We start from the raw sequence: 21,638 nt of genomic DNA on the forward strand, positions 1-21,638 counted from the left end.
GTTCTTTATTGAATAGATTTGACACCACAATTACTAGTTGGAAAGGCTTTAATTTCCTAGCATTTATTGTAATCGGATTAAAGAAATTTCATAAAATTGAAAAGTCAAGATGACTTCATTATAAATATTTCTAATTCTTTGTGAATTTGTTTATTATTAAAAACGATATCTCAATCCTGAATACAAACCAACATTATAAGGTTTAAAACCTTCAGCTTCTTTAGAAAATGTGTTTAAATGTGCTTTAAACATCGGATTGATATTAAAATCAAGTTTTTCAGAAAGTTTAATATTAAAATCTACTCCTATATTTCCACTAAAATTCACATTGTTTAAATTATTTGCCTCTCCTAAAACAGCTGTAAAAGTATCTGAATTAGCTGTAATTGAATTGTTAGTTAAAAACAATGTGCTGAAACCAGAAACTAAATTAGTTTTTACACTTTTAGAAGCAAATAATTGATATGTAGTTTCTAAAGGAATTTCTATATAACTATACTCTTGTTGTAAAGAACCTCTTAAGGCATTAGATTCTGAATCTGGTGTAGAGATTGCATCTTGTCCTATATTGTTATCTGTATTTTCTAAACTGATAAACTCTAAATTTTCAGTATTATTAATCTCTACATTAGTAAGGTTATTTAAAAATCTACCATTTTCTACAAAACCAACATTCTCTGTATTTATAATATTTTTTTGTAACTGAATTCCTGATTGAATAGCCCATTTATCAGTAATCTCATAAGCTACTTTTACACCATAAGCAATAGTTTCGCCACTTGTAAGCGTATTATTACTCAAATTAGCATCTATTGCAGAACCTTCAGAAAGCGAATTTGAAGCTACAATACCTACCATCGGAGAAATACTCCATTTATCTCGTAATTTCTTCTCTATTTCATTAGAAATAAGCTCTTCTTCAGAAACTGGTTTAAAAGGAAGTTTTTTAGTTTCCTTTACTGGTTCTTTTTGTGCAACATCACCTTCTGTTACTTTGTCTTCTTTTAAAAACTTTTTCATAGCTATTTTTGAATTTGAAGAATCACCCTTACTGAATTCTTCAACTTCATCTTTTTGCAAACCAACCTTTTTATTATTCGACACAATCGAACCTTTCTCCTCTTTTTCTATCGGATATATTTTTGCAACAGTTGTAATATTGTTACTGTTTTTTCTATTAATAGTATCTTCTTTAATTACCAATTCTTCTTTAAAAGAATTCAAAATTTTTGTTTCCTCATTGCCCTCGTCGTTAGAGCTCTTTGTTGGCGCTACAATTATTTGTTCTTCTGGTAATTTTTCTATTGAATTAATATTTGTCGTTTTTTTAAACGGAAATAGTGCAAAAACTAACAATAAAGAAGCTGCAACACCTGACGATAACCACCAAAAAGGAATGACTCTTCGTTTCTTCTTTTTAGTGAGCTCATCTTCAATATTTTTCCATATTTCAGGGTTAGGAGTTATTTCTAAATCCTTTAATTGTTCCTGAAAAATTCTATCTATATTCTTATCCTTCATTGCTAAGCTTTTTCTAATTTTTGTTGATGTTCTTCTAACTTATTTTTGAGTATTTGTCTTGCTCTTGATAAATTAGACTTAGAGGTACCTTCTGAAATTTCTAACATCTCAGAAATTTCTCTGTGCGAAAAATTATCTAGTACATATAAATTAAAAACCAATCTATATCTATCTGGTAATTCTTGAATTAGCGCCAATAAAAAATCAACATTAATACTATCTTCATCTAAAATTACTTCTTCTTCATGAGCTTCAGCTTCTTCTTTTATAAGATACAATGGCGAGTTTTCTCGATACTTTTGCAAAGCTGTGTTAATAACTATTCTCTTTAACCATCCTTCAAAAGATCCTTTCCCTGAATATTGATGTATTTTTTTGAAAATAGTTAAAAAACTATCTTGTAAAACATCTTCTGCATCTTGCTGATTTTTAGCATATTTTAAACTCAAAGCAAAGAGCTTACCAGCAAATAACTGATATACTTTTGTTTGCGCTTGCAAATCGTTTTTTTTGCACTTTTTTATGAGCTTTTCTAGTTCGATATGCTAAAAATTTTAATTCATTTTTTAATTCAGAAATGCATTAGAAAATGAATTTCTAATGCATTTTCTGGGGTTAATATTTTAATTTTGGTAATCCGTTTTCACAAACAACTCCTTCTGGTTCAACAATTATATCACAAACAGAAATAATAGACCATTTTGTATTGTATTCTTCTTCTAACTGAGTGTACACTGCTACTTTTTCTAAAAATACTGCTTCATCTATAGTATTTGGATAAGGAATAAATCCTTGAAAACCACCACAAGCTTTAGCTCCGTATCCAACAAACGCCCATTCACTTTCATCTGTACAAGTTTTACCAGCTATCATATTATAAAAATCATCATAAGCCTCCATTAGTTTCTGATAATCTTTTTCTTGATCAGTAATTTCTCTTTTTAAACTTAAAGTCTCATTTGTTAAAGAAACTATTCTAAAACTATATAATAAAACTGGCGAAGCCCCTTGAACATTTGGAGTATTTACATCATAAATTTTTAAAATATCTCCTTTTACCTCCCAATTACCATTAACATTAAAAAAGGTAAGTGGTGGTGTACCACACCATCCAGAAGTTCTTTCTGTAAAATTTGGAAATTCATACCTAAAAGAAAATCCATAGGCATTTTGCGGTAAGTTTAAAACTCTTTTAAAAGTAATTAAATCGTTATCATATGTAACTTCTGACCAATTTCCTATTAGCAAATTATCCTCTAAAATGATTATTTCTTCATTCTTATTACACGAAACTAATGTTGTTATAAACGCTAGTATAATTATAAACTTATTCATATTATTTTTGTTTTTATTTATTGTTATTTGATAAATGTATAGCGCACATCATCATGAGCTATTCCATAGTCTATTTCTAATCCTTGTGCTGTAAATTTCATTGCTCCTTCTCTGCTACCCACAATTAAATAATCTATATCATTTCTTTTTTCAATGGTATAATTATACACACCACTTTGTGAGCTTGTAAAAGGTTCTGGAGAATTTACAAAAGCTGATACTGAATTTTTAATTGTAATTGTTTTAGCTTGGGTATTAAAAAACCAAGTTATTTCTCCTTTACTATAATTAGTTGCTGGCGATAATCCTCCGTCAATAGTTACTAAATGCCAAACATCATCAGATACTAACTCTTCATTAGTACTACAGTTAAACATAAAAAATGTAGCTGTAAGTATGTAAAATAATTGTATTGTTTTCATTATTTATTATTTAGTAAGTATAAGTAATTGGAGTATCCCAGTTATCTATTATCAAACTTAATTCATTACTACTATCAATTTGTAATTCAGATAAATTAAATTCAAATTCTCTGGTTATAATAGCTAAACATGATTCAGGATTAGATAGCTGAACTTTTAAAGATCTTTGTGGAGGAAGTGATTCAGCAACAGTACTAGAATCTATTAAATTCACATTCCATGCACTACCATCGCAACCACTATCTGTAACAGTAATGGTAAGAATATCTCCATTTATAGAAACATCTACTATTGAGTCATTTGCTTCAGTATTGGTATATAATTCTTCATCAATAATTAATTGATTTGTATTAGACCATAAAAGCTTTTTATCTTTTGCAAAATCTTTAAAATCAGGACATGTAATTCTACCATCAATTCCTCCAAATTCACAAATAGCTTCCCCAGAACAATTATATAAAATTGCTAATGCATCTGTACAGTTTACACAATCATTTACTAAAAAAGTTGGTTCATTTTTATAGGTATATTGGTATATGTTAGCTGCAGAAGCATTTGCTGATTTTTCTATATTCTCTTTAAGTGTGTTTAACCAAGCTAAATCATATAATGGATTTTCTACCTTACAATTATTAATTACTATGATTTTATTTTCTTTATCATTACAAGAAGTAACAATCAAACAAATCAATAAAAGTTTTAATATTCTTTTCATTTTTAAGTTTTTAATGTTTAAATATTATTGTTTAGCTAGCAAAACATTCACTTATTTACTAATAAGATGTATAAATTTAAAAAAGGTTGCGTAGAATAGTTTTATTTTTGCAAAACATGAAAGAACTTATATTCAATATACAATCTGAAGCTGATTTTAAACAGGCTACTTTACAAGTTTTTAAACATCAATTTGAAAACAATGCTGTATATCGTTCTTTTTGTGATTTATTATATGTACATCCTTCTGATATTACTTCTATAGATCAAATTCCTTTTTTACCAATAGAGTTTTTTAAATCGAAAAAAATACTATCATCTACTGATGAAATTCAAGAAACGTTTACAAGTTCTGGTACCACTGGCAGTACTACCAGTAAACATTTGGTTACCGACACTTCTTGGTATGAAACAAGTTATTTAAAAGGATTTGAACATTTTTACGGAAATATTGAAGAATATACTGTACTAGCGCTTTTACCTAATTATTTAGAACGAAAAGGTTCTTCTTTAATATATATGGTAAATGATTTAATTAATCGCTCTAAACAGCCAGAAAGCGGTTTTTATTTGCATAATTTAGAGGAATTAGCCGAAAAATTAAATACACTGCAAAAGCAACATAAAAAAGTACTTTTAATAGGCGTTTCTTTTGCTTTGTTAGATTTGGTTGAGAAATACCAATTTAACCTTAGTAATACCATTATAATGGAAACTGGTGGTATGAAAGGTCGCAGAAAAGAATTAATTAGAAAAGAGCTCCATGCTATACTGAGTGATGGTTTTGGAGTTGATAACATACATTCTGAATATGGTATGACTGAATTATTAAGTCAAGGATATTCAAAAGGTAATGGAGTGTTTGAATGCCCACCTTGGATGCATATTATCACTAGAGATACTGAAGACCCTTTAACCATTCAAAAAACAGGAAAAACGGGTGGAATTAATGTCATAGATTTGGCCAATTTTAATTCTTGCTCTTTTATTGCTACACAAGATTTAGGAAAAGTTTATACAGATAATTCTTTTGAAATTATAGGTCGTTTTGATACATCAGACATTCGTGGATGTAATTTAATGGTTTTATAATTTCATTTAGGTATATTTATGTGCACATTAAAAAACTTTCATTAAAATGAAAAAACTAACTATTTATTTACTAACTATTGTTTCATTCGCTATTTTTTCTAGTTGTACTTCTAATTCAGATGAAAAATTGGCCGTAAGTGGCTATGATGTTATCTCTTATTTTAATGAGACTAAACCTGTAAAAGGTAACGAAACAATTAGTACAGATTACAATGGAAGAACATTCCATTTTGCTAATAAAGAAAGTTTAAATGAGTTTTTAAAAAATCCTGATAAATATGTACCTCAATACGGTGGATATTGTGCATATGCCGTTGCTAAAAAGAAAATAAAAATGGATGTAAATCCTGAAGTATATGAAATTAGAGATGGTAAGCTATATTTATTTTACAATGCTTGGTTTTCAAATAAACTAAACGATTGGCAAGAAGAAGATACTAAAGCTTTACAAAAACAAGGAGATATTAATTGGGCAGAAATGAAAAAAGAAAGTAATTAAATTCTTTCTGCTTATACTATAAATTAAATGCCCGTTTGCTTTTGCAACGGGGTATTTTAGTTATTATTTATGGTTTAAAAAACACTTCTTTTAATTTTAACTATCTCATTTGTAATCTGATTTTGTTTTTAACGACTATCTCAACGAATTAAATTATATAACTATGAGATATTTATTACTTTTTCTTTTTACTGCAGTTTCTTGTACTGGGTTTTCACAAAAAAATGATTACAATCTCAAAAAAGGAGTTGTTGCAAATGGTTATGATGTAGTTTCATATTTTTACAACAAACCGGCAAAAGGATCTAAAAGTTATACTACAGAATATGATAATGTTACATTCAGATTTTCGAATAAAGATCACTTAAATATGTTTAAAAATAATCCTACTCAATACATACCTCAGTACGGTGGTTATTGTGCTTATGCAATTGGTTTAAAGGGTGAAAAAGTAGGTGTTGATCCTAAAACTTATGAAATTAGAGATGGTAAATTATATCTTTTTTATAATTCTTGGGGAACAAATACTTTAAAGCTTTGGTTAAATGAAAATCCTGAAGAATTAAGAAAAAAAGCAGATGCTAACTGGAAAAAGATTGCTCACTAACTAGCCTCGTGTTTTTCTAAATCTTTAGTTAAATCTAGCTTTCTAAGTGTTGGATTTAAAATACCTGTACTTATAACGGTTAGCAAGGTCATAGTTCCACCAAAAACAACTGCGGTAACCGTTCCCATCAACTTTGCTGTTAATCCGCTTTCTAATGCTCCTAATTCATTAGAAGAACCTACAAACATTGAATTTACAGATGAAACTCTTCCTCTCATATGATCGGGAGTTTTTAATTGTAATATTGTTTGACGAATTACCATTGAAACTCCATCAGTAACTCCGCTAAAAAATAAAGCAACTAAAGAAACCCAAAAACTAGTTGATAAACCAAAAACAATAATACATACACCAAAGCCAAAAATGGCTGTTAGCAGCTTCATTCCGGCGTTTTTACTAATAGGTATGTAAGCAGTAATTAACATTGTTAAAAAAGCACCAATAGCAGGTGCAGCTCTTAAAACACCAAAACCTTTAGATCCTACTTGTAAAATATCTTGAGCAAAAACAGGTAATAAAGCAATTGCTCCACCAAATAATACCGAAATCATATCTAAGGTAATAGCTCCTAAAATAGCTTTTGTTTTAAATACAAAACTTATTCCTTCACTTAAACTTTTTGAAATTGGTTCATTTGTCTTAGGATTCATAATAGGTTTCCTTTTAATTAAGAAAACTAAAAATGAAGAGCATAAAACAAGTGCAAAAACAATACATAAAGATATATTTACTCCTATTAAATAAATCATGTATCCGGCAAAAGCTGGTCCTAAAACACTGGCCATTTGCCAAGTAGAACTACTCCAAGTAGCTGCATTTGGATATAATTTTTTTGGTACAATTAAGGCTATTAACGAAAAAATAGTGGGTCCGAAAAAAGAGCGTAAAAAACCTCCAAAAAATACCAATGTATATATTAAATATAGTATTGTTTTAGAGTTCCAACCTTCTGTAAAATTAGGATTTGTTAAAAAGTACAATCCTAAACTAATTAAAGAAAAAAGACCAATACAGAGTGCAAATAAGTTTCGTTTTTCTTTTTGATCAACAATATGACCAGCAAACAATGCCATTGAAAAGGCAGGAAGAAACTCAAATGCACCAATTAATCCTAAACTCCACGGATCTTTGGTTATTGAATATACTTGCCATTCTATTATAATAAACTGCATAGACCATGCAAAAACCAATAAAAATCGTACTAATAAAAAAATATTAAATTCCTTTATTCTAAGCGAAGCATACGGATCTTTTTTCTCCATTTATAAGTGTTAACTCAATTTTAAATCCATTAAAATTGAAAAGGTTTCATTTACATCTTGTTCTTTTACTACAATTGTCATTTCATGTGTAGTAGAAATAACTTCTTGTACTGCAATATTTGCCCATGCAAATTGCTTTAAAATAAAATAATAAATACCTGATTGTTCTAAATTCTCTTTAGGTAATTTAATAGTAATAGAAGCTAGTTGATCAACATTATTAATGACAACCTCATTTTTAAAAGTAGTTTTAATTAATGGTTGTAAACTTTTACTTGCAACAATATTGGTTTCAAAAATACCTTGAGATATTGTTAAAAATAAATCGTTGCTTTCAGATGCTTCTGCTAAAATAGCCGCAATTCTTTTAAATAAAGTTGGTGTATTTTTAAAAGTATAATCACATAAATCAGATCGTACGATTACATCACCTAAATTTAAGGCTAGTTTTTTAATATTCTTACGAATTCTTAATTCGTTTGCTGGAGATAATCGGTTGATTGCCATCATAACAGCCCCAACTTTCACCTCTTTTTTTAACTGTCTGGCTACTTCTGGTAAAATTACCCTAGCTAATGAAGAAACATTGATTAATTTTTCGTTTAACGCTTCTTCAATAAAAGGTGTTTTTCTTATAGTAATCTCAACAGCTTCTTGAATTGTTTTCATTATGTTTAATAATATACTAAATGTTGTAAAAATATAAAAATCAGTTAATTTTTAATTAACTTTTTTTTAAAATATTTAATACGCTAAACACCTTGTTATTTTTAGTTTTTAACTTACTTTTGCGCCACGGTATAATACCAAAAATATAGAGGCGTTAGAAGTAAATTTGAATTTCATAACTAAAGTATTATTTGAAGGGTTTTTTATACTTTTAACTAGAAATTATTAGTCTAGCATATTTGTTAGCTTATCAAATACATCTTTCGCCTCTTTCTTTTCATATAAAATGCTATGTACAGCATCTATAATTGGTGTTTTTGCTCCGTTTTCTTTATTAATTTTATACGCACTTTTTGTAGCATAATATCCTTCTGCAACCATATTCATTTCTAACATTGCAGATTTTACTGTATATCCTTTACCAATCATGTTTCCAAACATTCTATTTCTACTAAATACAGAATATCCGGTAACTAAAAGATCTCCTAAATATGCAGAGTTGTTAATATTACGTTTCATACGATGTACTTTTTTAATGTAACGCTTCATTTCTCTAATAGCATTACTCATTAACACCGACTGAAAATTATCTCCATAACCTAATCCGTGTGCAATTCCAGCAGCAATCGCATAAATATTTTTAAGCATTGCAGAATACTCAGTACCAAAAATATCGTCTGATACTTTTGTTTTAATGTATCTACTTTTAATTTTATTACTTAAGTTTTTTGCTTTTTTCTCATCCTGACAAGCTATTGTTAAATAAGAAAGTCTTTCCATAGCCACTTCTTCAGCATGACAAGGTCCTGCAATTACTCCAATATCTTCGTACGATATATTGTATTTCGTATGAAAATGTTCACCAACAATTAAACCTGATTCTGGAACTATACCTTTAATCGCAGAAAAAATGATTTTATTTTCTAAAGAAGCCTCTAATTTTTCTAATTCAGAATTTAAAAAAGCAGAAGGTATGGCAAAAATTAGTACATCGTACTTTTCAACTACTTCGTTTATGTTATTGGTTAAATCTAATTGCTCTGGGTGTAACTCAGCAGAACTTAAGTAATTAGGATTATGTTTATTTCTTTTAATATGTTCAACTGCATAAATACTACGCATATACCACCCTATGGTAGTACAATTTTCTGAAAGCATTTTTACGATAGCTGTAGCCCAACTTCCACCACCTATGACAGCTATTTTTTCAAATTTATTCATAATTGATTGTTTGTTTACAAACGCTAAATTAATAAATCTACAAACGTATGTATAATCGGAGAGGTTAATTATATTTGAAAGCTAATAATTTTAACAATGAATGTACAAATAATTAATAAGTCCAAACATCAAATTCCTACTTATGAAACCGAAGGTTCTGCAGGAATGGATCTAAGAGCAAATATAGAAAATACAATTACATTAAAGCCGTTAGAGCGTGCTATTGTAAAAACAGGTTTGTTTATTGCATTACCTCAAGGATATGAAGCTCAAGTAAGACCTAGAAGTGGTTTAGCTGCTAAAAAAGGAATTACTGTATTAAATGCACCTGGAACTGTGGATGCTGATTATAGAGGTGAAATTGGCGTAATTTTAGTAAATCTTTCTAATGAAGATTTTGACATTAATGATGGTGAAAGAATTGCTCAGTTAGTAATTGCAAAACATGAGCGTGTACAATGGCAAGAAGTTACTGTTTTAGATGAAACAGAACGTGGTGCTGGTGGTTTTGGTAGTACTGGTGTATAATTGTTGTTGAAAAAGTTAAATAATATTTTTAGTTGACAATTTTAAAAATTGTCAACTAAAAACTTTTATACCGTTAACTTATTTTACAATTGTTTATAAATCTGACTCATCTTTCGATACTCGTCATGTAATAAATCGAAAGGTAAAAAGCAATGCGAATGGTATTGATATCCCATTTTTTTATAAAACTGAAAAGCTTGTGGTTTTTCATCCATAGCATCTAGCCATATCAATTCATATTGCTTTTTTATTGCTTCTTCTTCTAACCACAATAGTAATTTTTTTCCAATTCCATTTCCTTGTGCTTTAGCATGTAAATAGATTCTATGAAGTTTTACTGTCTTTTTATCGTCAAAACCTTCTAATTTTTTATTCCAATGAATTCTAAAATTACCTATAATTTCTCCTTTAAAAATAACAAAGTAATAAGACGTATTTTCTTCGTCTAACTCTTTTAAAATGTTTTCTTTAGAATACTGACTTTTTATATACCATTTACCTCCATCTTCCCAAAAATAATCATAAGCAGCAGGGTATACTTCGCTCATTAAATTAAATAAAGTATCTGTATCAGAATTTAAAATTTCTTTAAGTTCTATTTCTTTAGAAATTGCAATCATTTAGTTTCTTTTAAAACTAAATTAGCTATAATTATCTATACAAAAAAAGCCGTCTATGTATTTAGACAGCTTTTAATTTTTTGTAAGATTTTAATATCTTATAGTCCTTCTTGGTTATTCATTTTGCTTAATTGATTAGATACCAAATAAAGTTCATCCTCATTTAATTTTGAACCGTAATTTTGAGCTACTTCAATAAAACTATTCACTTTTTCAGTGTTAGATTGAAAACCAATTTTACTATCACTACCTTCATTAATTGAAACAGTAATGTAATTTCCTTCATTATCTAAGATGCTCCAAAATGGAAACTCTATCTCTTTACATTCTACACTTCCGAATGTTTTAACAGGGTTAGAGCATGTTACATACTTAGATTTCTCCTCGTCCGATACTTCTACATTTACTACTACATAATTTAAATTGAATAATAACTTAAATGTATCATCTTCCATTTGTTTCTTCATTTTTTGACTAAGCTTACATGAAGTAGATAAATAATTGATGAAAACATGCTTGTCTTGTTCTTTAGCCTTTTCTATGGCTTCATTAATAAGTTGATCCGCATTGTTTTGTGCTTGTGTGTAGTTTACATTAAAAAATGCGCATGCGAGTAAAAGTAGATATACAAATCTATTCATAATATTGGGGGGCTTTAAAATGAATAAGAAAATTACATTTTTTTCTTGATAAAAACAAACTTAAAACAATATAAAATACTGATTATGTATAAATTGGGTATAAACACTGTATAAAAAAATAATATTTTAATGTTTTATTAAGTTTTTTTTTGTTAAGACCTTATATAAAATTAATTTTTAACAATCTTTAAATTCATTTTATTATTAATATTTAAAATGTATAATCCTGTGTGAAGATTTGTTATATCAAATTCTTTTCTGATTCCTTTTTTAACTAACTGTCCGTTAATATTATATAACTTCCATGTTACTTCTTCTAAAATTCCTTGAATAGTAACTGAGTTTTTAGTTGGATTAGGATATGTATTTATTTTTACTTCATCTATGTTATTGTCTTCTGTACTTAATGATGAATTATTGGAAGCTCCTGGTGTTGGAGTAGTAAATACAATATATTCGCTATCTGCATCTTCTTTTGCACCGTATGAAGTATCTGTATCAACATCTGTAAAAGATATCTCTTGAATTTTAGTTGTAGCATCAGGAGCTGTTAAAATTACTTGATCTGTTCCTTTTAATTTAAAATCTAAATGATTTTCTCCTTGATCAGTGTCTTTGTCAGCCCATAATAATAAGTAACCTTTTGAAGCTACGGTTGTTTTACTTGCATCTGTATCTAGAATCTTCCATTTTAATGGTTCTGATACATTATCAGAAATATAATACCCTGCTAAATTAACCGCTGCTGTTCCTGGATTATATATTTCAATCCAATCATCATACTCACCTGCTTCATCAGCTATTGTAGTATCATTTTTACCTTGAACTTCGTTAATTACTAAATTTGTTGTGAATGTGCTTACAGGCTCAAAAATTGCTTTTATACTAGCATCAGATGTAAAAGAAGTTGTTATTTCTACATCATTTCCGGTAACATCTCCCTCCCATCTTACAAATTTATAACCAGGCAATGCTTCTGCTTTAAAACGTATTGGAATGTTTTTAAAATACGTTCCTGTAAAAGTGTTTTTAAGAGACTTTACATTGTGTACTCTAATAAACCCTTTGGAAATATCAGAACTTTCATATGTTACTTGTATAGGGGCATCTAATGAATATTCGTTTTTTATTCTAGTAAAAATATTCCTATCAAATCGGTTAGAAATATTTGTTTTTAAATCGGCTAAATTACTTTTCCATTGCGATACATTAGAAAAAGGTAATTCATCTGTTCGGTAAGTTAAACTTGAATCGTCTGCTAATTTAGTCATAGCAACTGCATGAGCAGGTATTTCACTTTCTAATTCTGCTTGCATTTCATTGAGAATTTCTAATGATCTATCGGCATTAAAAATATGATTAATACTTGCTGCTATAAAATGAATTGCTTCTTTTTTATAAGGCTCATAATCTTTTATTTGTGTTTCCATTAAATCATTAACAGGCATTAAATCTGTTTCAATATTGGTAAAATTAGCACCATCAAAAGCCAATCCATAAATAGGATCAAAATCATGAAAATTATAGTGAAATTGTGTACCTGTTTTTCCTGATAAATCTTCCCAAACTTGCCAACCCCATTCGCCAGGAGGTGCAAAAGCAAATAATAATTTTAAACTTAAATGTTCATAAAAATCTACTAGTTTAGAAAATTTAGTTCTATCAGCTTCGGTATTAAAATTAAGTGAATGAAAATCAACAAATGTTCCTTGTCCTAGCTTTACTTTAAACTCATCATCTTTTAATCCAAAATTGTGCTTTACATAATTTTTATCATCATCTTCTCTAATGTTAATAATACCTTGATACTTTCCATTTACATATAAAACTGCTGGTCTGTAAGCTTCAAATGGTGTATTGGTTAAATTATCTTTCCCTAACAACCTAGCTATAAAAGCATCTCTTAAATGTGTATTAGCCCAATCTTGACTTGCATTTCTTAATAAAAAGCTATCAAACTCATCAATATCTTTATAAGGATACATTTTATAATCAAAATCTCCATCACCATACACTTTATCTGCTTCAATCTTTCCATTTAACTGAGGAAATCCTCTAGATGTTTTTCCTGATTCTCTAAAATTTGCATATTGATTAATAACTACTGTACCGTCTTTTTCTATAAAATTAAACGCTACTCTACCATCAATTACTTCTTTATTTATTGAATTAAAAGAAGAATTATCTGAAGTTAATAACACAACTGGTAAATTATGAGTAGCACCAATTATATAAGATCTATTTTCTGCAATACTATACTCTGTAAGTGATTTAATAACTATTACCTTTAAAACTGTGTTGTTATTAATAGTTATTGGAGATGTGTATACTGAAGAACTTGTAGTTGGTAAAGATCCATCTAAAGTGTAATAAATAGTTCCTTCTCCTGTTTTAGAAATTTCTATTGTTTGACTAGTTGCGTAAAGTCCTGATGGAATACTAATATTGATATCAACATCTAATAACTTAAATGCATCCGAATCCATATTATCAGTTTTTGGTGTTGGTTTCTTCAAAAAACTATATGTACCATCGCTTAATCTTCCATATGAAATATCATTTTGAATGGCAGGATATGCTATTTTTTGTATTTCAGATTCATCTGGTTTTGATAAAATAACTTCTTCACCAGATGATGAAAGTTTAAAATTGGTTTGTAAACCAGTGTTCTCATCATCTGCAATAATTAATAAAAAACCATTAGCAGCAATTTTAGTTCCTGATGGAAATTCCCACTTTTTAACATTGTCAACATCATCACTTAAAAAATAACCACTGATGTCTATTTCAGAAGCAGTTAAATTCTTTAATTCAATCCAATCAGAATATTCACCTGTAGCAGGATTTTCGTATGTATTCGTGTTTTTTGCTTGGATTTCATTAATAACAATACTTTGACTGTAAAGTATGGTTGATAACAATCCAAAAAATAAAAAGTAAAATTGTTTCATAAATGTATGTATTTATAATATGTTAATATGTATACATTTATGTTATAATTTACCCTAGGTATACTTATAAAAAAAGCTGTTGATTTTCATCAACAGCCTTTATAATTCTATAAAACAAACTTTAATCTATTCCTGATTTTCTATAGCTTCTTTAATTTTTGTTTCAAGTTCTTCCATTAACTCAGGATTGTCTTTAATTAAACCTTTTACAGCATCTCTACCCTGACCTAATTTAGTATCACCGTAGCTAAACCACGATCCACTCTTTTTAACAATACCTAGCTCTACACCAATATCTAAAATTTCACCAACTTTAGAAATTCCTTCACCATACATAATATCAAATTCTGTGGTTTGGAAAGGTGGTGCTACTTTGTTTTTAACAATCTTAACTTTAGTACTGTTACCAATAACTCTATCACCATCTTTAATTTGCGTTCTTCTTCTAATATCTAAACGAACAGATGCGTAGAATTTTAATGCGTTACCACCAGTAGTAGTTTCTGGGTTACCAAACATTACTCCAATTTTTTCACGTAATTGGTTAATAAAGATAACCGTACAGTTAGTTTTACTAATAGTACCTGTTAATTTTCTTAAGGCTTGAGACATTAAACGAGCATGTAATCCCATTTTAGAATCTCCCATTTCACCTTCTATTTCTGATTTAGGAGTTAATGCAGCAACCGAGTCAATTACTACAATGTCAATAGCTCCAGAACGAATTAAATTATCAGCAATTTCTAAAGCTTGCTCACCATGATCTGGTTGAGAAATTATTAGATTATCAACATCTACACCTAAATTTTCAGCATAAAAACGATCGAAAGCGTGTTCTGCATCAATAAAAGCAGCAATACCTCCTGCTTTTTGTGCTTCAGCAATAGCATGAATAGTTAATGTTGTTTTACCAGATGATTCTGGTCCGTATATTTCTATGATTCTTCCTCTAGGATATCCTCCTACACCCAATGCCAAATCTAAACCTAAAGAACCAGAAGAAATAGAATCAACATCGTCAATTACTTTATCTCCCAACTTCATTACAGTACCTTTACCGTAAGATTTATCTAATTTATCTAGCGTAAGTTGAAGCGCTTTTAATTTCGCTTCCTTTTCTTTATCTGCTGCCATAAAATGCCAAAAAATGTTATGTAAATAAGAACTGCTAAGTTATGAAAAACTACACGATTTTTACGTTCTTTTTTAAGATTCGTATTTGTTGTAGTTTTGCGTTTGAATTCGGTTTAACTCCAACTGTTAAAAGTTGTATAACTTTTAGCTTCAAGCTTTAAATCTCTAACATATAAAATGACAAAACATAGACATTTCATCATTCACAAACCTTATGGTTTTCTTTCACAATTTATTAATAACCAAACTAAAAGAAGAAAAAAATTATTAGGTGAGTTAGATTTTGATTTTCCTGAAAAAACTATGGCTATTGGTCGTTTAGATGTAAAATCTGAAGGTTTATTATTGTTAACTACAGATGGTAAAGTTAGTGACCATATTACTACCAGAGGTAAAGTAGAAAAAGAATATTATGTTCAGGTAGATGGTGCTATTACCAATGAAGCTATTGAAAAGTTAAAAAACGGAATTGAAATTGGAATTCATGGTGAAAAGTACATGACTAAACCTTGTAAAGTTGTTGTTATAGAGAATCCTAATTTTCCTGAACGAATTTATAAGGTTAGAGATGATAGACATGGCCCAACTTCTTGGATATCTGTAACTTTACAAGAAGGAAAATACAGACAAGTTCGTAAAATGACATCGGCAGCAGGGTTTCCAACTCTTCGATTGGTTAGGGTTAGAGTTGGCGATATTGTTTTAAATGATTTAAAAGCTGGTGAAGTTATTGAAGTTGATAAACTCTATTAATTTAGTAAACAACTATATAACATTAAGTTAAAGCTCTTTGATAAAGGTTATTAACACTGTTTGTTAACTTCTTAGTTCCAACCTTACTAAAACCTTGTTTTTCATAATAGTTACATAATTTAGTATTGGTAGCTACTGCATCTAATCTTAAAAAGATACATCCTTCTTTTTTTGCTATACCTTCAATTTTATCTAAAATAATTTTGCCTATTCCTTTACGATTAAAATCTTCTCTAACTACAAGAGAATGTACATATAACGATTTTTCCTCTTGTTGTCCCCAATACAATATATCTTCATTTAAAATTCTAACCATTCCTATAATATCATCGTTAGTATTTTTTATAAAGAAAAACTCACCATTCTGAATACCTTCTTCAACCCATTTGATTTTTTCAAGAGGCGGATTCTTCCAATATTGCCAATGGTTAATATTCATTTTAGCAATTTTAATAGCAGCCTCTTTAAATAAAGTCAAAACAAAGTCTTTGTCTTTAACAGATATTTGAGTAAATTCAATGTGCATTAGCTTTTTACCATTTTTATATGTGGAATACCATCTTCTAAATATTCTTCACCTATTTTTACAAAACCATGTGATTCGTAAAATTTCTGTAAATACTTTTGAGCAGAAATAGTAATGGTTGTTTTATTATATGTATCAGAAATAGCATCAATAGAAGCTTTCATTAACGAATGTCCGTAACCATATTTACGTTCAGAAGCCTTTATTACTACTCTACCAATACTAGGTGTATCAAAATAATCGCCACTATCAAACAAACGTGTATAAGCAACTATCTTTTCGTTTTTAACACCTAAAACATGTAATGCTTTAGCATCTTTACCATCAATATCTTGATATACACAGTCTTGCTCAACAACAAAAACTTCTGAACGTAATTGAAGTAAATCATACAGTTCAGAAGTTGTTAACTCGTTAAATGTTTTTATTTGAAAAATCATTATAAACTACAAGCTATTTTATTCACTCTATTTTCGTGTCTACCACCTTCAAAATCAGTAGTTAAAAATATTTTTACAAAACCTAAAGCTTGTTGTAAAGACACAAAACGTGCAGGAATTGTTAATACATTAGAATTGTTATGTTGGCGAGTTAATGCTACTAATTCATTATTCCAACATAAAGCAGCTCTAATCCCTTGATGTTTATTAGCAGTCATTTGTGCACCGTTTCCACTACCGCATAAAATAATTCCGAAATCAGCATCACCTTTTTCAACAGCATCAGCAGTTGGATGTATAGCATCTGGATAATCCATACTATCATTAGTATCTGTTCCAAAATTAATTACTTTATGACCTAATTCTTCAAGCAATTTTATAATTTCAAACTTGTATTCAGTACCTGCATGGTCATTTCCAATGGCAATTGTCATAATAAACTGGTTTTAGTTGTGTTAATAGCTACAAAAATAGGGTTATTAACGGTTATCAACAGTAATTAACAATGCTTTTTTTGGGATACTTAATAACCTACTTAAAATAAAGGTTTTATCCTATATTACCGAATTGTTAAGAACTTATAAGAAGATTCTCATAATATTTTTTGTCTTTCTTACTTTTTTTTACAATACAAGACTTGGGTTGAATTATGCAACTTTTTTTTTGCTTTTTTAATTATGATTTATCAACAATAAATTTACAGTTTATTTACAATGATTGAATAATAAACTATTCAATAAAATTAGTGAATACCTGTTTATAAGTTTTGTTAATAACTACACTTAACTACTGATTTACAACACACTTTTAAGTATATAAATTGTTAATTGTATTTAATAACTGACAAATCAAAATTTAAATTCACAATTAAATGCCACAAATTAACACGCTATTATAATCAGTATTCTTTTTTTAAATTTTTAAAATCTTTTTTTATTAATAATATAATATGTTGATAAGTGAAATTTTGAAATTCTTAAGTTGAGATGAATTTAGATTTATACTTACTGATATAAATGAATAGAACTTATGATTAGAGAATGATTAGTGTAAAAACTTTAAGAGTGGCTTTTTCTTTTTTAGTAAGTTTTGCGAAAAAATGTTTAAGTATTGCAGTTGATTGTTAAAAACTGTTAGCTTTGCAGAAAAAATTAAAACTGCTGTACCAAAGTTTAAAGCTAAATAAGTAAATTTTGTTGAAAGACTGTTTAAAAGTGATTTATTTCTAATAGATATAAAGTACTTTCTTTAGTTTTTAAGTTAATTGAAGGTCTTTTTTTGTTTAAAGTAGTGTTGATACTTACAACAGTAACTACTATTCCTATTAAAAAAATAAGAAGAAATGCAATCACTATTTTACGTAAGTTTTTCAATTTTAACTTGTTTGGTTATATTAAAGACGAATTTTTTATAGATTTGTTACATTTATTTTAAGATTTTTTTAAGAAAAAAAACTAAAGATTATTCTTTGTACTTTGGTACAAAACAAATTACATATAATTTATGCCTAAAAAAAAGAAGATATATAAGAAGAAAGGAAAGGTAATAAAAGACTTAACAAGAAAGGTTTTTCGAGTTTTAAATGAAGATGGAAGTAAGTCTTTTAGCTATAGAGATATAGCCTCTAAAATTGATGTTAAAGACACAGATGGTAAAAATCAGATAATTAAAAAATTAGCAGAACTTGCTGTAAATAAGAAGATTGTAGAAGTTGAAAAAGGAAAGTTTAAAATTAATGCTGAACGTAAATATCATATAGGTACCATTGATTTGACTTCTAATGGTAACGGATATTTCATTTGTGATGATTTTGAGTCAGATATTTTTGTGCCTTCAGTAAACCTTAATAAAGCGCTTCAAGATGATATTGTTAGAGTATATGTTTATCATAAAAAGAAGAACTCTAAACTTGAAGCTGATGTTGTTGAAATAATAGAACGTACTAAAAGAGAGTATGTTGGTACTTTACAAATGAATAAAAACTACGGTTTTGTGGTACCAGATAGTCCTAAGATGTATGCTGATATTTTTATTTCTAAAGGAAAATTAGGAGGTGCTGAAAATGGTGATAAAGTTGTTGCTAAGCTTACAGATTGGCCAGATAGATCTAAAAATCCGTTTGGTAAAGTAATTCAAAGTTTAGGACGACCAGGTGATCATGATACTGAAATTCACTCTATTTTATTAGAATATGGATTGCCTTATGAATTTCCTAGACAAGTAGAAAAAGCTGCTGAAAAGCTACCTGTAGCCATCACAGAAGATGAAATAGCAAAGCGTAGAGATATGCGTAAAGATTTAACTTTTACAATTGATCCTAAAGATGCTAAAGATTTTGATGATGCATTATCGTTTACAGTACTAGAGAATGGTAATTATGAGATTGGTGTTCATATTGCTGATGTTTCTCATTATGTTCAGCCAGATACTGTTTTAGATGACGAAGCCTATGATAGAGCAACTTCTGTTTATTTAGTTGACAGAGTGGTTCCTATGTTACCAGAAATGTTGTCCAACGGAGTTTGTTCATTACGTCCTAATGAAGAAAAGCTAACATTTTCTGCTGTATTTGAAATGGATGATAAAGCCAATATTATCAATCAATGGTTTGGTAGAACAGTTACATATTCTGATAAACGTTTTGCTTATGAAGAAGCACAAGCAATTATTGAAACCAAAGGTAATGTAGTACCACAAGAAGTTTCTTTAACAGGAGAAGCTTACACAGTTGATGATGCTATAGTACAAGCTACCTTAAAATTAGATGAATTGGCCAAAAAGATGCGTGGTAAGCGTATGAAATCTGGTGCAATTTCATTTGATAGAGTGGAAGTTAAGTTTAATTTAGATGAAGAAGCAAATCCTATTGGAGTTTACTTTAAAGAAGCTAAAGATGCTAATAAATTAATTGAAGAATTCATGTTATTAGCCAATAAAAAAGTAGCTGAATTTATTGGTAGAGCCAAAGGAGGAAAGCCAACTAATAAAACTTTCGTTTATAGAGTACATGATGAACCAGATGTTGAAAAGTTAGCTTCTTTACAAAATGTTATTAGCAAGTTTGGTTATAAAATAGATACTCAAACAAGAGAAACTACTTCTGATAGTTTAAATAAGTTATTAAACGATGTAAAAGGTAAAGGAGAGTCTAACTTAGTAGAAACCTTGGCCATAAGATCTATGAGTAAAGCAGTTTATACTACTCAAAATATTGGTCATTACGGATTAGCTTTTGAATATTACAGTCATTTTACTTCACCAATTCGTCGTTATCCTGATGTTATGACACATCGTTTATTGCAACGTTATTTAGATGGAGGAAATTCAGCTAAAGTAGAAACATACGAAGAGCGTTGTAAACATTCTTCAAAAATGGAAGAATTAGCAGCTAAAGCTGAAAGAGATTCTATTAAGTATATGCAAGTTAAGTATATGCAAGATCATCAAGATCAAGAATTTGAAGGTGTGGTTTCTGGTGTTACTGAATGGGGAATTTATGTAGAAATTCTAAGTAATAAATGCGAAGGAATGGTTAGAATTAGAGATATTAAAGATGATTATTACATTTTTGATGAAAAACAATTCGCTGTTGTTGGACAATCTACTAACGCAATTATTCAATTAGGTGATAATGTTGTAGTAAAAGTAAAACATACCGATCTTGAGCGTAAACACTTAGATTTCGATTTAATTGAACATTAAAATTTAACATCAAAAATATACGAATACACTGTATAAAAAGTTTTTATATATATCACCTAAGTAGATTAAAATGAAAAAAGTACTTTTATTAACAGTTTGTTTGTACTCTTTTGTTTGTTTATCTCAAACCACTATTACTAGAACTTTAGGAGATTTTGATATCTTAAAAGTATATAGTGGTATTGATATTAAGTTAATTAAGTCAGATAAACAAGAATTAGTAATAACAGGAGAGAAGTCTGATAAAGTAAAAATCAAAGAAAAAAATAAAACACTAAAAATTAAATTATCTTTTCCAGAAACTATGGCTGATGGTAAAGTAAAAGCTGTTTTATATTTTAACAAAGATATTGCTGTTATTGATGTAAATGAAGGTGTATCAATTTCTAGTGAAGATCAATTCATTCAAAATCATATAGAAATAAAAGCCCAAGAAGGCGCTTTTGCCGATTTAGATGTAGATACCAAACATTTAACTGTAAAGGCTTCTTCTGGTGGAATTATCAGACTAAGAGGTAAAGCAAAAAACCAGACTGTTAACGTTGATTTAGCAGCTACTTATCACGGTTATAAATTAGTTGTTGATAACATGTCAACAATTAAAGCTGGTTCTGGTGCAAAAGCAGAAGTTCATTCAGGTGAAACATTAAATGCTAAAGTAAGTTTTGGTGGTACGATACTTTACAAAGGGCAGCCTGAAGTTATAGATGAAAAAAAGGTAATTGGTGGTGCTATTGAAGATAGAAACTAAGATTGTTTTTATATCTTTGTAACATAAAATTTTGAATAATGAATGCATTAACAATATTTCTTGGATTTGTAGGACCTTGGCAAATTGCGGTTATCGTAATTTTAGTAGTTTTATTATTTGGTGGTAAAAAAATTCCTGAATTAATGAGAGGTTTAGGAACTGGAATCAAAGAATTCAAAGACGCAACTAAAGAAGAAGATCAAGAAGAAAAGAAATAATTCAAGAAAGATCATATAATCAAAAGCTCGTA

23 protein-coding genes are annotated in these 21,638 nt (G+C 28.7%); 8 read left to right on the forward strand and 15 right to left on the reverse strand.

Annotation, left to right across the window (positions count from 1 at the left end; all coding sequences use genetic code 11):
- Nucleotides 1-156: 156 nt before the first annotated feature.
- From EYW44_RS07865 to EYW44_RS07885, 5 genes are all read right to left on the reverse strand, one after another.
- Nucleotides 157-1,521 (reverse strand): outer membrane beta-barrel protein, encoded by a 1,365-nt coding sequence (locus EYW44_RS07865; RefSeq protein ID WP_132723120.1) that lies wholly within the window; start codon nt 1,519-1,521, stop codon nt 157-159.
- Between the two features lie 2 nt (nt 1,522-1,523).
- Nucleotides 1,524-2,063, reverse strand: coding sequence for an RNA polymerase sigma factor (locus tag EYW44_RS07870; protein ID WP_132723121.1), 540 nt, complete (start codon nt 2,061-2,063; stop codon nt 1,524-1,526).
- 73 nt (nt 2,064-2,136) lie between these two features.
- Complete coding sequence (locus EYW44_RS07875) at nt 2,137-2,856, reverse strand: hypothetical protein (RefSeq protein ID WP_132723122.1); 720 nt, start codon at nt 2,854-2,856, stop codon at nt 2,137-2,139.
- A 23-nt stretch (nt 2,857-2,879) separates the two neighbouring features.
- Nucleotides 2,880-3,278 (reverse strand): hypothetical protein, encoded by a 399-nt coding sequence (locus EYW44_RS07880; RefSeq protein ID WP_132723123.1) that lies wholly within the window; start codon nt 3,276-3,278, stop codon nt 2,880-2,882.
- A gap of 10 nt (nt 3,279-3,288) precedes the next feature.
- Nucleotides 3,289-3,993, reverse strand: coding sequence for a DUF6970 domain-containing protein (locus EYW44_RS07885; protein ID WP_132723124.1), 705 nt, complete (start codon nt 3,991-3,993; stop codon nt 3,289-3,291).
- Between the two features lie 116 nt (nt 3,994-4,109).
- Between EYW44_RS07885 and EYW44_RS07890 the strand changes: the two genes are divergently transcribed.
- The 3 genes from EYW44_RS07890 to EYW44_RS07900 all read left to right on the forward strand — a co-directional run bounded on the left by EYW44_RS07890 (nt 4,110) and on the right by EYW44_RS07900 (nt 6,190).
- Nucleotides 4,110-5,084 carry a LuxE/PaaK family acyltransferase gene (locus EYW44_RS07890; protein WP_132723125.1) on the forward strand — a complete coding sequence of 325 codons (975 nt, stop codon included), beginning with the start codon at nt 4,110-4,112 and terminating at the stop codon, nt 5,082-5,084.
- Nucleotides 5,085-5,130: 46 nt separating this feature from the next.
- The gene (locus EYW44_RS07895) at nt 5,131-5,583 is read left to right on the forward strand and encodes a YHS domain-containing (seleno)protein (RefSeq protein ID WP_132723126.1); all 453 of its coding nucleotides are present in this window, start codon (nt 5,131-5,133) and stop codon (nt 5,581-5,583) included.
- A gap of 163 nt (nt 5,584-5,746) precedes the next feature.
- The gene (locus EYW44_RS07900; protein ID WP_132723127.1) at nt 5,747-6,190 is read left to right on the forward strand and encodes a YHS domain-containing (seleno)protein; all 444 of its coding nucleotides are present in this window, start codon (nt 5,747-5,749) and stop codon (nt 6,188-6,190) included.
- Here EYW44_RS07900 and EYW44_RS07905 read toward each other — a convergent pair.
- From EYW44_RS07905 to EYW44_RS07915, 3 genes are all read right to left on the reverse strand, one after another.
- A complete protein-coding gene (locus EYW44_RS07905) occupies nt 6,187-7,452 on the reverse strand; it encodes an MFS transporter (protein ID WP_132723128.1) in 1,266 nt (421 codons plus the stop codon). The two genes, EYW44_RS07900 and EYW44_RS07905, sit on opposite strands and share 4 nt — an antisense overlap.
- A 9-nt stretch (nt 7,453-7,461) precedes the next feature.
- On the reverse strand, nt 7,462-8,121 hold the full coding sequence (locus tag EYW44_RS07910) for a hypothetical protein (RefSeq protein ID WP_132723129.1): 660 nt from the start codon (nt 8,119-8,121) through the stop codon (nt 7,462-7,464).
- A gap of 225 nt (nt 8,122-8,346) precedes the next feature.
- Nucleotides 8,347-9,342, reverse strand: coding sequence for an NAD(P)H-dependent glycerol-3-phosphate dehydrogenase (locus EYW44_RS07915; protein WP_132723130.1), 996 nt, complete (start codon nt 9,340-9,342; stop codon nt 8,347-8,349).
- A 96-nt stretch (nt 9,343-9,438) separates the two neighbouring features.
- Here EYW44_RS07915 and dut point away from each other — a divergent pair, with 96 nt between their 5' ends.
- Nucleotides 9,439-9,870, forward strand: coding sequence for a dUTP diphosphatase (gene dut, locus EYW44_RS07920; RefSeq protein WP_132723131.1), 432 nt, complete (start codon nt 9,439-9,441; stop codon nt 9,868-9,870).
- Between the two features lie 83 nt (nt 9,871-9,953).
- Here the strand turns inward: dut and EYW44_RS07925 are convergent, their stop codons facing one another.
- The 4 genes from EYW44_RS07925 to recA all read right to left on the reverse strand — a co-directional run bounded on the left by EYW44_RS07925 (nt 9,954) and on the right by recA (nt 15,216).
- Entirely contained in the window at nt 9,954-10,490 is a 537-nt protein-coding gene (locus EYW44_RS07925) for a GNAT family N-acetyltransferase (protein ID WP_132723132.1), read from the reverse strand.
- Nucleotides 10,491-10,588: 98 nt separating this feature from the next.
- Nucleotides 10,589-11,131, reverse strand: a complete 543-nt coding sequence (locus EYW44_RS07930; protein ID WP_132723133.1) for a thioredoxin family protein — start codon at nt 11,129-11,131, stop codon at nt 10,589-10,591.
- Nucleotides 11,132-11,301: 170 nt separating this feature from the next.
- Nucleotides 11,302-14,082 carry a lamin tail domain-containing protein gene (locus EYW44_RS07935; RefSeq protein ID WP_132723134.1) on the reverse strand — a complete coding sequence of 927 codons (2,781 nt, stop codon included), beginning with the start codon at nt 14,080-14,082 and terminating at the stop codon, nt 11,302-11,304.
- A gap of 126 nt (nt 14,083-14,208) precedes the next feature.
- Complete coding sequence (gene recA, locus EYW44_RS07940) at nt 14,209-15,216, reverse strand: recombinase RecA (RefSeq protein WP_132723135.1); 1,008 nt, start codon at nt 15,214-15,216, stop codon at nt 14,209-14,211.
- A 177-nt stretch (nt 15,217-15,393) separates the two neighbouring features.
- Between recA and EYW44_RS07945 the strand changes: the two genes are divergently transcribed.
- Complete coding sequence (locus EYW44_RS07945; protein ID WP_132723136.1) at nt 15,394-15,969, forward strand: pseudouridine synthase; 576 nt, start codon at nt 15,394-15,396, stop codon at nt 15,967-15,969.
- A 22-nt stretch (nt 15,970-15,991) separates the two neighbouring features.
- Here EYW44_RS07945 and EYW44_RS07950 read toward each other — a convergent pair whose 3' ends face one another.
- From EYW44_RS07950 to rpiB, 3 genes are read right to left on the reverse strand one after another with little or no spacing between them, the layout of a single operon-like run.
- Nucleotides 15,992-16,495, reverse strand: a complete 504-nt coding sequence (locus EYW44_RS07950) for a GNAT family N-acetyltransferase (protein WP_132723137.1) — start codon at nt 16,493-16,495, stop codon at nt 15,992-15,994.
- Complete coding sequence (locus tag EYW44_RS07955) at nt 16,495-16,935, reverse strand: GNAT family N-acetyltransferase (protein ID WP_132723138.1); 441 nt, start codon at nt 16,933-16,935, stop codon at nt 16,495-16,497. The genes EYW44_RS07950 and EYW44_RS07955 overlap by 1 nt, the downstream gene beginning before the upstream one ends.
- Nucleotides 16,935-17,369 carry a ribose 5-phosphate isomerase B gene (gene rpiB / locus EYW44_RS07960; protein ID WP_132723139.1) on the reverse strand — a complete coding sequence of 145 codons (435 nt, stop codon included), beginning with the start codon at nt 17,367-17,369 and terminating at the stop codon, nt 16,935-16,937. The genes EYW44_RS07955 and rpiB overlap by 1 nt, the downstream gene beginning before the upstream one ends.
- 1,069 nt (nt 17,370-18,438) lie before the next feature.
- On the opposite strand from rpiB, the gene rnr reads away from it, so the two are divergent.
- The 3 genes from rnr to EYW44_RS07975 all read left to right on the forward strand — a co-directional run bounded on the left by rnr (nt 18,439) and on the right by EYW44_RS07975 (nt 21,606).
- The gene (gene rnr, locus EYW44_RS07965) at nt 18,439-20,637 is read left to right on the forward strand and encodes a ribonuclease R (protein ID WP_132723140.1); all 2,199 of its coding nucleotides are present in this window, start codon (nt 18,439-18,441) and stop codon (nt 20,635-20,637) included.
- Nucleotides 20,638-20,707: 70 nt separating this feature from the next.
- Entirely contained in the window at nt 20,708-21,388 is a 681-nt protein-coding gene (locus tag EYW44_RS07970; protein WP_132723141.1) for a head GIN domain-containing protein, read from the forward strand.
- A gap of 38 nt (nt 21,389-21,426) precedes the next feature.
- Nucleotides 21,427-21,606 (forward strand): Sec-independent protein translocase subunit TatA/TatB, encoded by a 180-nt coding sequence (locus EYW44_RS07975; protein WP_132723142.1) that lies wholly within the window; start codon nt 21,427-21,429, stop codon nt 21,604-21,606.
- Nucleotides 21,607-21,638 lie beyond the last annotated feature (32 nt).

Source organism: Tenacibaculum sp. M341, from assembly GCF_004337695.1.
Lineage (GTDB): Bacteria > Bacteroidota > Bacteroidia > Flavobacteriales > Flavobacteriaceae > Polaribacter.

Excerpts from the sequence above, each read along its gene's own strand:
- EYW44_RS07865 (WP_132723120.1), bottom strand. The coding sequence starts at position 1,521 with ATGAAGGATAAGAATATAGATAGAATTTTTCAGGAACAATTAAAGGAT.
- EYW44_RS07875 (WP_132723122.1), bottom strand. The coding sequence starts at position 2,856 with ATGAATAAGTTTATAATTATACTAGCGTTTATAACAACATTAGTTTCG.
- EYW44_RS07880 (WP_132723123.1), bottom strand. The coding sequence starts at position 3,278 with ATGAAAACAATACAATTATTTTACATACTTACAGCTACATTTTTTATG.
- EYW44_RS07885 (WP_132723124.1), bottom strand. The coding sequence starts at position 3,993 with ATGAAAAGAATATTAAAACTTTTATTGATTTGTTTGATTGTTACTTCT.
- EYW44_RS07890 (WP_132723125.1), top strand. The coding sequence starts at position 4,110 with ATGAAAGAACTTATATTCAATATACAATCTGAAGCTGATTTTAAACAG.
- EYW44_RS07895 (WP_132723126.1), top strand. The coding sequence starts at position 5,131 with ATGAAAAAACTAACTATTTATTTACTAACTATTGTTTCATTCGCTATT.
- EYW44_RS07900 (WP_132723127.1), top strand. The coding sequence starts at position 5,747 with ATGAGATATTTATTACTTTTTCTTTTTACTGCAGTTTCTTGTACTGGG.
- EYW44_RS07905 (WP_132723128.1), bottom strand. The coding sequence starts at position 7,452 with ATGGAGAAAAAAGATCCGTATGCTTCGCTTAGAATAAAGGAATTTAAT.
- EYW44_RS07910 (WP_132723129.1), bottom strand. The coding sequence starts at position 8,121 with ATGAAAACAATTCAAGAAGCTGTTGAGATTACTATAAGAAAAACACCT.
- EYW44_RS07915 (WP_132723130.1), bottom strand. The coding sequence starts at position 9,342 with ATGAATAAATTTGAAAAAATAGCTGTCATAGGTGGTGGAAGTTGGGCT.
- dut (WP_132723131.1), top strand. The coding sequence starts at position 9,439 with ATGAATGTACAAATAATTAATAAGTCCAAACATCAAATTCCTACTTAT.
- EYW44_RS07925 (WP_132723132.1), bottom strand. The coding sequence starts at position 10,490 with ATGATTGCAATTTCTAAAGAAATAGAACTTAAAGAAATTTTAAATTCT.
- EYW44_RS07930 (WP_132723133.1), bottom strand. The coding sequence starts at position 11,131 with ATGAATAGATTTGTATATCTACTTTTACTCGCATGCGCATTTTTTAAT.
- EYW44_RS07935 (WP_132723134.1), bottom strand. The coding sequence starts at position 14,082 with ATGAAACAATTTTACTTTTTATTTTTTGGATTGTTATCAACCATACTT.
- recA (WP_132723135.1), bottom strand. The coding sequence starts at position 15,216 with ATGGCAGCAGATAAAGAAAAGGAAGCGAAATTAAAAGCGCTTCAACTT.
- EYW44_RS07945 (WP_132723136.1), top strand. The coding sequence starts at position 15,394 with ATGACAAAACATAGACATTTCATCATTCACAAACCTTATGGTTTTCTT.
- EYW44_RS07950 (WP_132723137.1), bottom strand. The coding sequence starts at position 16,495 with ATGCACATTGAATTTACTCAAATATCTGTTAAAGACAAAGACTTTGTT.
- EYW44_RS07955 (WP_132723138.1), bottom strand. The coding sequence starts at position 16,935 with ATGATTTTTCAAATAAAAACATTTAACGAGTTAACAACTTCTGAACTG.
- rpiB (WP_132723139.1), bottom strand. The coding sequence starts at position 17,369 with ATGACAATTGCCATTGGAAATGACCATGCAGGTACTGAATACAAGTTT.
- rnr (WP_132723140.1), top strand. The coding sequence starts at position 18,439 with ATGCCTAAAAAAAAGAAGATATATAAGAAGAAAGGAAAGGTAATAAAA.
- EYW44_RS07970 (WP_132723141.1), top strand. The coding sequence starts at position 20,708 with ATGAAAAAAGTACTTTTATTAACAGTTTGTTTGTACTCTTTTGTTTGT.
- EYW44_RS07975 (WP_132723142.1), top strand. The coding sequence starts at position 21,427 with ATGAATGCATTAACAATATTTCTTGGATTTGTAGGACCTTGGCAAATT.